This window comes from Bifidobacterium sp. LH_426, from assembly GCF_056356875.1.
This window is the reverse complement of sequence record NZ_JBKEVB010000003.1, coordinates 168,195-180,839: the sequence shown is the minus strand read 5'-3', so window position 1 is coordinate 180,839 and position 12,645 is coordinate 168,195. Positions and strand designations below refer to the sequence as shown.

The following is a 12,645-nucleotide window of genomic DNA, read 5'->3' as shown; positions in this document are numbered from 1 at the left end:
GGCCCCCCTCTGTCGAGGGGGGCCTATCTGCTACTTCACTACTTTGGGTTGGAGACCTTGGGCGTTGGCTACGGCGGTGGTCTGGCCGCAGACGGCGAGCCAGTTGGCGAGCAGACGGTAGCCGTCCTGCGTCATCACCGATTCGGGGTGGAACTGCACGGCGAACATCGGCTTGCCCTTCACGCGGATGCCCTGCACGATGTGGTCGCCCTGCGTCCACGCGGTCACTTCGAGCGTGTCCGGCACGGAATCGGGCTCGACGGCGAGCGAATGGTAGCGGGTCGCGGTCATCGGATTCGCGACGCCGGCGAAGATCTCGTCATCGACATGCTCGACGAGGCTTGTCTTGCCATGCATGATCGTCGGTGCATGGTCGACGGTGGCACCGTACACCTCGGCGAGCGCCTGCAGACCGAGGCACACGCCGAACATCGGCTTGCCCTGCTTGGCACACAGTCGAATCATGTCCTCGCTGGCGCCGGAATCGGCGGGGGCGCCGGGGCCGGGGCTGATGAGCACGCCGTCGTAGCCGTCGGTCACGTGCTCGTCGGACGGGTCGATGGCGTCGTTGCGCACCACGTCCACGGTCGCGCCGAGCGTCTTCAGATAGCCGACGATCGTGTAGACGAACGAATCATAGTTATCGATCACCAGAATATGCGCGGAATCGGTCACGATGGCTCCTTTACGGCATCCTCACGGGCGTCCTGTCGCAGACTCCCGTCGCGGGAAATAGGGACGTACTGACCGCCAGTCTACCGCCGCGCGCGCGACGTGGCCGCGGGCTTCCCGCGCCACGGACGCGACGCGCGCATCGTGCGCGGCCGGCGCGTGGCGACGCCACGGCCGCGCGACGAGCGCGACGTCACGACGTCACGACGACACCGCGAAATTGCTCATCTGCTGGAGGAACGGGATGTTGGTGGCCGCCCACGGGAACGTCCACTCGAACAGGGACGCCGCGGCGGCGACGCACAGCAGGCCGAGCAGGACGAGACGGACCGGCAGCACGCCCGGCTGAAGCCGCAGCAGGCCGCCGTAGATGCTCGCATCGGGGCGCGGGCGGAGGCCGGCGCGGATCGCGGCGCGCGCCGGCCAACGCCACGCGACCGCGGCGGCGATGAACAGGATGAGCCACGCGACGAGCGCGACGATCACGACCGGCTTCATCGAGCCCATGCGCGCGGGCAGCGACATGGCGGTGGTGCTGTTGCTCGCGAACTTCACCTTGCCGGACGAGTCGGTGGTGGCGAGCTCCTGCGGGATGCCGTCGGACACCTTCGCCCAGTACTTGAGCTCGCCCCAGACGATCCAGCGATGCGTCGGCGTCGAGTATTTCGGCTCGCAGGTGGTGAGCGTGATCATGCGCTTCGTGGCCTGCTGGCCGCTGTTGAACGGGTCGGGGGCGATTACGTAGACGTCTTCGGGCAGCACGATCTTGTACTTCGTGAACGTGTAGACGTACCAGTAGTCCTTCGTGCGCACGACGATCGGATCGCCCTCCTTGAGCTTGTCGACGTCGCCGAGCGGTTCGCCGTAGCCGTTGCGGTGGCCGGCGATCGCGAAGTTGCCGACCTGGCCGGGCAGCTGCGTGTCCTCGTAGTGGCCGAGACCGTGGCGGGCCAGCTGGGCGGCGTCCGTGCCCTCGACCACGTTGCGCTGCCAGCCGGCGCCGAAACGCGGCACGTACAGCTGCGCGATCAGGTCGCCGTAGCTCGCCGATTCCGGCTGCACGGGGGCGTCGCCCTGCTGCGCCTGCGCGATCTTCGTGCTGTCGCCGCTCGCGGACGGGTCGGACCAGGAGACCTTCTGACGGGTCTCGACCTGTGTGCGTTCCGCCTCGACGCCGGTCCACCACATCTGCCACACGATGTAGAGCGCGCAGATCGCGGCGAGCGTGATGAAGATCTCGGCGAGGATGCCGACCGCCTGCCAGACGGGGCCGTTGCGGCGGGCGGGGGGCGTCGCGGTTGCGGGATTCGCCGCGGGATTCGCCGCGGCGCCGGGGGGCATCGGTACCGGCGGCATGCCTGCGTTGCGTGAGGCGCGTCCGTGCTGTGCGCTGTGCTTCATCTGGTCATTCCCCTTCCGTCGCGGATTGGCCGGTCGTGGAGCCGGTCGTCGACTGCGTATCGTTCGTGGTATCGGTGGCGTCTGTGGTATCGGTGGTATCGGTGCCGCTGCCCTTGGTGACGGCCGCGTACTTGAGCGGCTGCAGCAGGGACGGCGTCTCGTCGAACGTGAGGCTCTTCTTGCGCTCCACCTTCCAACCGAGGCCGAACGCGCTCACGTACTGCTTGTAGATGGCGATCGCCGGCGACTCGTCGAGCGCCTCGATGAGCTGGTCCGGATCACCGATCGCGGAGATCGTGAACGGCGGCGAATACTTCTTGCCGTGCAACGAGACCACGTTGCCGGAGCAGATGACCGCCGAATTGAACAGCATGCGCTGGTCCATGAACTGCATCGAATCGGCTCCGCCCGCCCACAGGGCGTTGATGACCGCCTCGAGATCCTGCTGATGGATCACGTACTTGTCGATGTCGCTGCTGGAACCGGACGAATCGACCGCCTGCTCCCACATCGGCGAATCGTTGAGCGTGACGGTGATGCCGGGGCCCTCCACCTTCGGCAGCGTCGTGCCGGTGCCGGAATCCTCGCTGGTGGACGGGGTGTCGCTGTTCTTCGCGGTGAGCTCGGTGAGCGTGCTCACGTCGGAGCTGAGCTTCTTCACGTCGGCGGACAGGCCGTCGACCTCCTTGACGCGCTGTTCGACGAGCTGCGCCGTATCCGAATTGACGACGGTCGTGCGGTTCGCGCGCAGATTCGTCGCGAACAGGTAGCCGGTGAGCGCCACGACGACCATGATGGTGACGCTGCCCCACAGGGAACGTTTCGCGATATGCTTGCCGCCATGTCTGGCCATACGCGCGCCTTTCGTCTGTGTTCCGGCTGTTCCCGGTCATTCCGGCTGTTCCGGCCATGGCTCCACCCGGATTTCACCAGATTGCGAACGTCATGGCGGGCATTGTTCGCCGCTTTCGAGTGTAGCCACTATTATGACTCCTAGCCTATTGAAATGGAGACTACGCTGATGGCTGACGAAGAGCTCAACGAGAACGACGCGAAGGACCAGAAGGACTGGCAGTCCGAGACCGCAACGACTGCGGACACGAAGGCGGACACGAAGGCCAAGTCCGATTCCTCCGATGATTCCACCGACAACGGGTTCACCGTGGACATGGATCAGGTCGAGGCCGTTCTGAACGCCACCGCCGACAAGTCGGCCATGACGCCGCAGATGAAGCGCATGATGGCCCGCCAGGAGGAGAACACGAAGCGCGTCGAGGAGACGATCAAGGGCACCAAGTCGAACCCGCGCTGGTTCGTGCCGCTGTTCTGCATCCTCATGGTGATCGGCCTCGTGTGGGTCGTCTGCTACTACCTGACCAGCAACTACCCGATTCCGAACATTGGTGCCTGGAACCTGCTCATCGGCTTCGTGATCATCATGATCGGCTTCCTCATGACCATGTGGTGGCGCTGAGCGCAGAGCGACGCGCGCCCAGCGTGCTAGTGCCCGAAGGGGGATGCGGCTGTAGGCCACATCCCCCTTCGTCATATCTCCGCGCCCCCTTCAGGGGGAGCTGCATATGCCCCGATACGCCGTCCACAAGCCACTCCCCTGCGCCCCCTTCAGGGGGAGTTGTCCGGCTTCGCCGGACTGAGGGGGGTTCGGGGCCGAGGGACTGGGGACTGAGGTACTCGCCTCCCTCTGACGAGGGAGGTGTCAGCCGCAGGCTGACGGAGGGAGAGACCCCGCGCCGCGGTGGACGACTGTGGATAACGGATGTGGAAAGTTGTCCACAGTTATCCACAGGACCTCAGATATTGGAAATACTGGGATTGCGGACGATGTTCACGGAGTTATCCACAGGTTATCCACAGTTGTGCACAACTTATCCACTGGTTATCCACCGAAATCCACAGGTTATCCACCGTGCAGCGTCCACACGCATCCACAACGGCGTAATCCACGGTGGAAAGCAACGTTGTGGATAACTTCGGACGCACGTTGTCCACAGCGCACAATCGTTGCAAAATCAACGATTACGCGACTTATCCACGGGATATATCCACTGTTGTCCACCAGTTATCAACTGGTTATCCCCAAGTTATCCACACTCTTTTCCACATTTGTGGAAAACTACATATGTGTGATTACCCACCGAATCACCCACATATAGGGAATACGGGAATCACCGATAGACAATCACCGCTCACCACATCACCGCACTCACCACATCACCGCACTCACCACATCGGCGCGCACAGCAGCATGACCGCGACCAGAAGCACGACCATCGCACCGCCGTAGAGCCACATGCGCTGGGTGAAGGAGCGACGCCGCAGCGCCGGAATACCGGCGACGAGCAGCCAGGTGAGCACGCCGCCGACCACGAACCCGCCGACGTGCGCCTGCCATGCGATGCCGCCGACCACGAACGGCAGCAGGAAGTTGACCGCCATCCAGATCATCATCGAACGGATGTCCTCACCGACGCGACGGTATACGACCAACACGGCCGCGAACAAACCGAACAACGCACCGGACGCGCCATAGGCGGCGGTCATCCAGTCGCCGGTCACGCGCGACCAGACGAGCATGCCGACGGCGCCGCCGAACCCGGAGATCAGATAGAGCGCGAGGAAGCGCCAATGGCCCATCAGCCGTTCGAGCATCGGGCCGACGGACCAGAGCGCGATCATGTTGAACAGGATGTGCATGAGGTTCGGCGCATGCAGGAACATCGACGTGAGAATCGTCCACGGCTTGGCGAGCATCGTCAGCGGCATCACCATGCCCGCGCCGACGAACGTCTGGAACGCGGCAGGCGCGACGAGACGCAACAGCATCTCGACCGCCCACACGGCCACGCACAGGCCGATGATCGACCACGTGACGACGGGCCCGCCGTTCCTCCACTCGTACTGGATCTGCCGTTTCGTCGGGAAGCTCATACGCATGCTGCCATCGTAGCGGGCGGGGAGAATCCCGGTGTCGTTCCACCCAATCCACACATAAGCACGCCTATGATGGGTTGCAGGGTTGGCTTGGACGGACAGGCCGACGAGAATGGGAAAGGAGCCGTCATGGAGAACAAGTCTTCGAACGGTTGGAAGTTCTTTGCGCTGCTGTTCGGTGCGTTGCTCGCAGGTCTGGTCGGCCTGTACATCTACAAGCAGCAGAACCCGGATTACGATCCGTGGGAGGAACCGTGGGAGAACAGCTCCTCTCCGGTCGATCTGGGCCTGAACAAGGGCAAGGACAAGGACGAGGAGGCCGATGAGGCTCCCGCCGAGGACGCTCCGGAAGCCGCTGCCGAGGCCTGAGTTCTTTTTCTTCGAGCGGGCGCGTGCGGCCGTGACGCGCGCCTGTGAACCACGTGAGCAACATGAAAGCCCCGCAACCTGACGAAGGTTGCGGGGCTTTCATGTTCATTGGCTTGAGCCGGCCAGCTGGCCCCTTCGGATGAGGGGGCTGTCCGCGCAAGCGGACTGGGGGCGACGACGGAACCACGTTGCGTTCGGCGCTGTCTACCCCTCAGTCCGCCTGCGGCGGCCAGCTCCCCTGCAAGGGGAGCCAAGGAAAAGGTCAGGCGAGGGGGCCGGTCTTCCAGATGCGCTCCAAGTAATCCTCGATGGAGCGGTCCGAGCTGAAGAAGCCGGAGTTCGCGACGTTGAGGATGGCCTTGCGGTTCCAGTCGAGCTGGTGGGTGTACAGCTCCTCGATCTGGGCCTGGATGTTGGCGTAGGAGGAGAAGTCCGCGAGCGTCATGAACCAGTCCTTGGTCAGCCAGTCGGAGACGAGCGGCGCGTAGGCGTTGCGGTCGCCCTCGGAGAAGGTGCCGCCGGCGACGAGGTCGATGGCCTGCTTGAGTCGCGGATCGGCCTCGTAGTACTTGGCCGGATCGTAACCGGACGCGTAGAGGGACTCGACCTCCTCGACGTTCATGCCGAAGAGGAAGAAGTTCTCGGCGCCGACGCGTTCGCGGATCTCGACGTTCGCGCCGTCGAGGGTGCCGACGGTGAGCGCGCCGTTGAGGGCGAACTTCATGTTGCCGGTGCCGGAGGCCTCCTTGCCGGCCTGGGAGATCTGCTCGTCGAGCTCGGTGGCCGGGATGAGGTTCTGGGCCATCTCGATGTTGTAGTTCGGGAGCATGTGGACGGCCAGCTTGCCCTTGACGTCCGGATCGTTGTTGACGACGCGGGAGACGTTGTTGATGAGCTGGATCGTCATCTTGGCCAGGTAGTAGCCCGGGGCGGCCTTCGCGCCGAAGAACACGGTGCGCGGCAGCACGTCGTCGGCGTTGATGGTGCCGTTCTTGATGCCGGCGTAGCGGGAGATGACGGCGAGGATCTTCAGGCTCTGGCGCTTGTACTCGTGCAGGCGCTTGACCATCGTGTTGAACATGGTGTTCTCGTCGATGTCGATGCCGTAGTGGTCCTTGGCGAAGCCGACGAAGGCGTGCTTGTTGGTCTGCTTGACGGCGGCGAACTTCTTGACGAACTCGTCGTCCTGGGCCAGCGGGACGAGGCCCTGCAGCAGCTCAAGGTCGGACAGCCACTTGTCGGTGCCGAGGCCCTCGGTGATGAGGTCGGACAGCGCCGGGTTGGCGAGCTTGATGAAGCGACGCGGGGTGACGCCGTTGGTCACGTTGGTGAACTTGTCCGGGTAGGCGTCGGAGAAGTTCTTCAGCGTGACGTCCTTGAGCAGCTGGGAGTGCAGCTCGGCCACGCCGTTGACGTGGGAGCCGCCGTAGGTGGCGAGGTAGGCCATGCGCACGGCGTCGCCGGTGTAGATCGCCATGTCGTTGATGGTGGACTCGGCCACGCCCTTGTCCTTGAGCTCGGCCTTGAACTGGTCGCTGATCTTCTCGATGATCTCGAGGTGACGCGGCAGCAGCTCGCCGATCAGGCTGGCCGGCCAGACCTCGAGGGCCTCCGGCAGCAGCGTGTGGCAGGTGTAGTTGAAGGTCTTCTGCGTGATGGACCACGCGGTGTCCCAGTCGTAGTCGTATTCGTCGATGAGGATGCGCATGAGCTCGGGGATGCCGATCACCGGGTGGGTGTCGTTGAGCTGGAACGTGATCTTGTCCGGGAAGGTGGTCAGATCCGGCTTGTCCTGGCCCGGGTAGAAGACGCGGATCGCGTCGTGCAGGGAGGCGGAGACGAAGAAGTACTGCTGCTCGAGACGCAGCTCCTTGCCGACCTTGGTGGAATCCTCCGGGTAGAGGATCTTGGAGATGTTCTCGGCCTTGACCTTCGGCTCGACGGCCTCCATGTACTCGGAGCGGTTGAAGGCGAGCAGGTCGAACTCGTCGTAGCTGCGGGCGGTCCACAGGCGCAGCGTGTTCACGCGCTGGGACTTGTAGCCGGGCACCAGGTAGTCGACCGGCACGGCGCGCACGGACCAGGCCGGCTTCCACACCTTCTTGCCGTTCTCCTCGACGACCTCGCCGCCGAAGGAGACCTTCTGGTCGCGGTTGTAGTCGATGTGGCCCCACGGCTCCTCGTTGGAGAGCCAGTAGTCCGGGGTCTCGACCTGCTTGCCGTCCTTGTCGAACTGCTGCTTGAAGATGCCGTAGCGGTACTGGATGCCGTAGCCGAAGGCCGGCACGCCCAGCGAGGCGAGGGAGTCGATGAAGCAGGCGGCGAGACGGCCGAGGCCGCCGTTGCCGAGGCCCGGCTCGTACTCGGCGTCGACGATGTCCTTCGGCTTGAAGCCGAGGGCCTCGACGGCCGCGTCGAACTGGTCGGTCAGGCCGGCGTTGAGCAGCGCGTTCTCCAGCTGCTTGCCCATGAGGAACTCGGCGGACAGGTAGCCGACGGCCTTGGTGCTGCCGTTGACGGTGTCGGCCTGGGTGGTGAACCAGGCGTCCTGCAGATGATTGCGAACGGCCTTGGCGGCCGCGACGTACACGTCGGCGGCGGTGGCCTGCTCGACGGTGACGCCCTGCGTGTACTTCAGTTGTTCACGAATCTCGTCGGCGAACTGCTCTGCCGTGACAGGAGATTTCGGAGCGGTAATCTCGGTCATATTCTCGTTTTCCTTCCGGGGAGGGACTTCCCTGACCATCATAAGGCGCGTCACGGGGGCGCACCCCAACACATACATGAACAGTGCGTTACATTCGCACGGCGTCGTGCATACGTTTTCATCGGTCAACAATCGTCACTCTACTACGTAGCCCCAACGAGACCGGCGACGCGCGTGTTCGTCGCGACGCGTCGTCACGCGCGAGGACGCAGCCCGCGCAATCGTCGCGTCACATCATCCGCCATCGCCGCTCCCCGCCGCGGCCGCACGGGCGGCGCGGCAGGGGTCGCGGCACAATGGCGGTATGGCAGTGATTCTGGAGAAGGATATGGCGCGCGGACGACGCGCGTTCGACGAGTGGCGCGACGCGGCGACCGCGATGATGCGGGAGGCGGGCGTCGCCGCCGACAATGCGGATGCGCGCGCGGCGGGGGACGCCGCCGCGACGCGCGACGCGAGGCTGGCGATCGCGCCGCGACTGGCGCGGCCCACGATGGCGATGGCCGTGCGCTACTCGCTGTTCCTGCTGGAACGCAAGGCCCCCGGGCCGGGCGTGGAGGTGCGTGTGGCACCGTGGGGCGCGGTGAAGATCCTCGCCGGGCCGGAATCCGATCCGCATAATCTCACGCCGCCGGACGTGGTCGAACTCGACCCGGACGTGTGGCTGCGCGTCGCGACCGGCGTGACCACGTGGGCGGAGGAAAAGGACGCCGGCCGCATTAGCGCGGTCGGCGAACGGGACGATCTGGGATGGCTGCTGCCGCTGGAGGCGTGAGCTCAGACCCTGCGCTCAGGCCTTCTTGGGCTTGAGGGCGCTGGGGACGGGCATCGGAATCGGCTTGTGCGGAGCCATCGGCTTCGGCGCGGCCGGCTTGGCCGACGTCTTCGGGAATTCACCGCTGGTCGCCTTCGCGGCGGCCTCGGCGGCCCACTTGGCGTACTCGTCGAGGTCGTCCTCGGCGGGGGCGGCGGACTTGCCGGCGGCATCATCCGCGTCGCGGGCGGAATCACCCGAAGCGACGTCCGCATAGTGGTCATCGTAATGATCGTCGAGATCGGCGAACGGGTCGACCGAACCGGTGCCCGGCTCCTGGCCGCTCAACTCCTTGGCAAGCTCGTCGTAATCGGTGTCGGTTGTCAGATACTTGAGCTTACGGGCAATTTTCTGCTGCTTGGCTTTCTGACGTCCGCGGCCCATGTGACCCCCTGAAATAATGCTTGCTATCGATTCATCAACTAAGAAGAGTACCACTTGTTTTCCGATGCGGGCTTGTCGGCTCGCGCTTTTACGATAAAAGCGATATTTTGCACGGTTTTGACACAACCCGCGACGGCGACACGCGCCCGATCGGGCTGCCTCCATCAATCAAAGGACGATGAGCATGACGGACGAAACGCAGGCGCAGACCACGCAGGCGCAGACCACCGAACCGCAGGTCACGGCGGCCGGCAACGAGATGAGCGCGAGCTTCCTGGCGGCGAAGAAGCGCTCCGACGCGACGCTCGCCAAGCTCGAGGCCGACCCGGGCAAGTTCACGATGCTCACCGGCGACCGCCCGACCGGCCGCCTGCACCTCGGCCACTACTTCGGCTCCATCCGCGAGCGCGTGGCCATGCAGAACAAGGGCGTGCATTCGAACATCATCATCGCCGACTACCAGGTGATCACCGACCGCGACACCACCGAGCACATCCAGGACAACGTCCTCAACCTCGTGCTCGACTACATGGCCGCCGGCATCGACCCGAAGAAGACGATGATCTACGCGCACTCCGCCGTGCCGGCCGAGAACCAGCTGCTGCTGCCGTTCCTCTCCCTCGTCACCGAGGCCGAGCTGCACCGCAACCCGACCGTCAAGTCGGAGATGGAGGCCTCCGGCCACGCGCTGACCGGCCTGCTGCTCACCTACCCGGTGCACCAGGCGTGCGACATCCTCTTCTGCAAGGCGAACGTCGTGCCGATCGGCAAGGACAACCTGCCGCACATCGAGATCACGCGCACGATCGCCCGCCGCTTCAACGAGCGCTACGCGAAGAAGCATCCGGTGTTCCCGGAACCGGCCGCGATCCTGTCCGACGCCCCGGAGATCCCGGGCCTCGACGGCCGCAAGATGAGCAAGTCCTACGGCAACTCGATCATGCTGGGCGCCACCGCGGCCGAGACCGCGAAGCTCATCAAGAAGAGCAAGACCGATGCCGAGCGCACCATCACCTTCGACCCGGTCAACCGCCCGGAGGTCTCCGCGCTGCTCACCACCGCGGGCCTCGTCACCGGCCGCGACCCGAAGGACATCGCCGCCGAGATCGGCTCCGCCGGCGCCGGCGCGCTCAAGGCATACGTCACCGAGTCCGTGAACGAGTTCCTCGCCCCGCACCGCGAGCGCCGCGAAGAGCTCGCCAAGGACATGGACTACATCCGCGACGTGCTGCACGACGGCAACAAGCGCGCCAACGAGATCGCCAACGCCACCCTCGACGAGGTGCGCGAGGCAATGGGCATGAAGTACTGAGCCGCGGATCGCAGACGCGAACGAGCACAGCAAGCCGCATGGGACCCCGCTTCGAGCGGGGTCCCATGCTATCGAGCCGCGGATGGACGAACGACTGGGGCAAGGACCACAGTGAGCCGGGTGCATGACGAGCGCGCGACGGATGCGTGACGATTGCAAGACGGAGACGGCCGCCTAGGACGGAGGCGGTCGCCTAACCCAGCTACGAGGGGTACATTACGTGGCGGCCGAGAGGCTATCTCCGTTCCGAGGGGTATCGCCTTCGCTCGCACCCTTCTATATCGGAGGTTTTTGGGCATATTCGACGTGGATTAGCACCAGTACAGCACCCCTCGCAACGAAGATAGGTGTCCGGACGGCCACTGGAGTACCCCTTCGAATGGAGATACGCCGTTACGCCGCCGACACCACAGAACGACGGCCGTACGGATTACGGTCATACGGACTCCGACCGTACGGGTTACGGCTACGCGATGGCCTCCAACTCGTCGGTCCCGCCGCCATACGCGGCATCGTCGGGCTCGATGGGCATCAGCGGGCGGAATCCCAGACGCTCGTACAGCGGTTTCCGACGCATCGATCTGGCATCGCAGATCTGCATGATGGTTTTGCGCCTCGTCAGACGGATGGTCTTGCCGGTGACCTCCCGCATATGCCTCGCGACCCTTTCGGCAAGCCGCTCCTCATCATCCGCATCCCCGATGTCCAATTTGGTCACCTGCACGTACCTCCATCCGGCGTCCTCGATCAGCTGTCGCCTCGTCATATCGTTGAGCCACTGCCCCGCATGATGTGCTCCCTCATATTCGATGCAGATCTTGAACTCGGGGTAGGCGAGATCGAGATATATCGGACGCCCCTTGATGGATACGGGGTAATTCACCTGAGGAACATCCAGACCATACCGCGGCATCACCAGTCTCGTCCGCGTCTCCATCGAGGAGTCCGTGCCGCTTCTCGCCAACCGCAGCGCACGCCTGCAGTTCGCGTATCCCCGGAACAGACGTCCGCTGCCGCCTTCCTCCGCCATGGCCTGCGCGTATGACCGGGCACCGTCCAGATAGGCGATCAGCTCCTCCATCGTCGTCCGGCGGAGACGACGGTCGCGGCGCATCATCGAATCGGCGAGCACGATCAGCTCCTCCAGATCCAGGTAAGCGGCGAACATCGCCCACGTGCAGGCCGGTGATACGCATGGGAAACGCCGGTCGACGAGCACCGTGTTCAACGGGAACCGCCAGACCACCGCGGCGACGCCGTCGACCCGGTATTTCCGATTCGCATGGGGCACGGCGACCATGATGCGCCGTTTGAGTCTTGCGTAGCCGGCCGGCAGCCGCGGCATCTCGATCGATTCGAGCTCCAAGGCGGTCGTCAGCGCGTAGGGAGGCCGCCAGCCGCTGCGCCGCTGCAGCTCGGCGCAATCTCTCATTCTTCGGTACTTCAGTTCGGCCAATGCCGTCAACGCCATCGATTCACTCATCACCGTCACCTTCCCGCTCAACGGATTCCCGACGGCTCCCAGCACGCCGTCGTGCCCGCAGAGCCTCCAGTCTATGCGGCAGCCCCGGTTCCCGACCATTGCCCCGTCCGACCGGTTGACGATCGTGGAGAACCCGGTGGATGACGGATGGTGTCAGCCGAGCATGCCCCCTCGGTGAAGTGCGCGAAGCGATGTATATGAAGCACGAGGTCGATACCCATATCGGCGGCTCTTCAAGGTAAGTCATCCTGCGGTTATCCGATATGTTGGGAGATCCTCGGAGGAGCCTAGGAATCGTTAATGTACGAAGGCTCGACATTGTAGCGTGTCGAGCCTATCACTCAGATACGAGATGGGAACAAAGCCCCTATCCACGCGAAACCACCTCGGACGAAATTCTTGAGCATTTGCTCAACGCCCCAGGCCGGACCGGTCTCATTGCATGGACTGCTATAGTATAGCCCGCGGAATGCGGGAAGCGCACACGGCAGATTATATGCGGTCTATATGCAGGTCGAGCGCTGCTTCTACACTGGCATCGTCGGCAGACG

General features: G+C 64.2%; 11 protein-coding genes. 4 read left to right on the top strand and 7 right to left on the bottom strand.

Annotation, left to right across the window (positions count from 1 at the left end):
• Nucleotides 1–30: 30 nt before the first annotated feature.
• From AC1AYD_RS04610 to AC1AYD_RS04600, 3 genes are all read right to left on the bottom strand, one after another.
• On the bottom strand, nucleotides 31–675 hold the full coding sequence (locus tag AC1AYD_RS04610; protein WP_476502244.1) for an anthranilate synthase component II: 645 nt from the start codon (nucleotides 673–675) through the stop codon (nucleotides 31–33).
• Between the two features lie 198 nt (nucleotides 676–873).
• A complete protein-coding gene (locus AC1AYD_RS04605; protein ID WP_476532511.1) occupies nucleotides 874–2,073 on the bottom strand; it encodes a class E sortase in 1,200 nt (399 codons plus the stop codon).
• Nucleotides 2,074–2,077: 4 nt separating this feature from the next.
• Nucleotides 2,078–2,926, bottom strand: a complete 849-nt coding sequence (locus AC1AYD_RS04600) for a DUF881 domain-containing protein (RefSeq protein ID WP_476532512.1) — start codon at nucleotides 2,924–2,926, stop codon at nucleotides 2,078–2,080.
• Between the two features lie 153 nt (nucleotides 2,927–3,079).
• Here AC1AYD_RS04600 and crgA point away from each other — a divergent pair, with 153 nt between their 5' ends.
• Entirely contained in the window at nucleotides 3,080–3,547 is a 468-nt protein-coding gene (gene crgA, locus AC1AYD_RS04595) for a cell division protein CrgA (RefSeq protein WP_476502241.1), read from the top strand.
• A gap of 767 nt (nucleotides 3,548–4,314) precedes the next feature.
• Here crgA and AC1AYD_RS04590 read toward each other — a convergent pair.
• The gene (locus tag AC1AYD_RS04590) at nucleotides 4,315–5,022 is read right to left on the bottom strand and encodes a rhomboid family intramembrane serine protease (RefSeq protein WP_476502240.1); all 708 of its coding nucleotides are present in this window, start codon (nucleotides 5,020–5,022) and stop codon (nucleotides 4,315–4,317) included.
• Nucleotides 5,023–5,154: 132 nt separating this feature from the next.
• Here AC1AYD_RS04590 and AC1AYD_RS04585 point away from each other — a divergent pair, with 132 nt between their 5' ends.
• Nucleotides 5,155–5,394, top strand: a complete 240-nt coding sequence (locus AC1AYD_RS04585) for a hypothetical protein (protein WP_476502239.1) — start codon at nucleotides 5,155–5,157, stop codon at nucleotides 5,392–5,394.
• 262 nt (nucleotides 5,395–5,656) lie between these two features.
• Here the strand turns inward: AC1AYD_RS04585 and AC1AYD_RS04580 are convergent, their stop codons facing one another.
• Nucleotides 5,657–8,101 carry a glycogen/starch/alpha-glucan phosphorylase gene (locus AC1AYD_RS04580; protein WP_476544752.1) on the bottom strand — a complete coding sequence of 815 codons (2,445 nt, stop codon included), beginning with the start codon at nucleotides 8,099–8,101 and terminating at the stop codon, nucleotides 5,657–5,659.
• 304 nt (nucleotides 8,102–8,405) lie between these two features.
• Between AC1AYD_RS04580 and AC1AYD_RS04575 the strand changes: the two genes are divergently transcribed.
• Nucleotides 8,406–8,876, top strand: coding sequence for a sterol carrier family protein (locus AC1AYD_RS04575; protein ID WP_476502237.1), 471 nt, complete (start codon nucleotides 8,406–8,408; stop codon nucleotides 8,874–8,876).
• A gap of 15 nt (nucleotides 8,877–8,891) precedes the next feature.
• Here the strand turns inward: AC1AYD_RS04575 and AC1AYD_RS04570 are convergent, their stop codons facing one another.
• Nucleotides 8,892–9,299 carry a DUF3073 domain-containing protein gene (locus AC1AYD_RS04570; protein WP_476532517.1) on the bottom strand — a complete coding sequence of 136 codons (408 nt, stop codon included), beginning with the start codon at nucleotides 9,297–9,299 and terminating at the stop codon, nucleotides 8,892–8,894.
• Nucleotides 9,300–9,483: 184 nt separating this feature from the next.
• Between AC1AYD_RS04570 and trpS the strand changes: the two genes are divergently transcribed.
• Entirely contained in the window at nucleotides 9,484–10,611 is a 1,128-nt protein-coding gene (gene trpS / locus AC1AYD_RS04565) for a tryptophan--tRNA ligase (protein WP_034529448.1), read from the top strand.
• Between the two features lie 466 nt (nucleotides 10,612–11,077).
• On the opposite strand, the gene AC1AYD_RS04560 is transcribed toward trpS, so the two are convergent.
• Nucleotides 11,078–12,094 carry a hypothetical protein gene (locus AC1AYD_RS04560; RefSeq protein ID WP_476544751.1) on the bottom strand — a complete coding sequence of 339 codons (1,017 nt, stop codon included), beginning with the start codon at nucleotides 12,092–12,094 and terminating at the stop codon, nucleotides 11,078–11,080.
• Nucleotides 12,095–12,645: the final 551 nt, after the last annotated feature.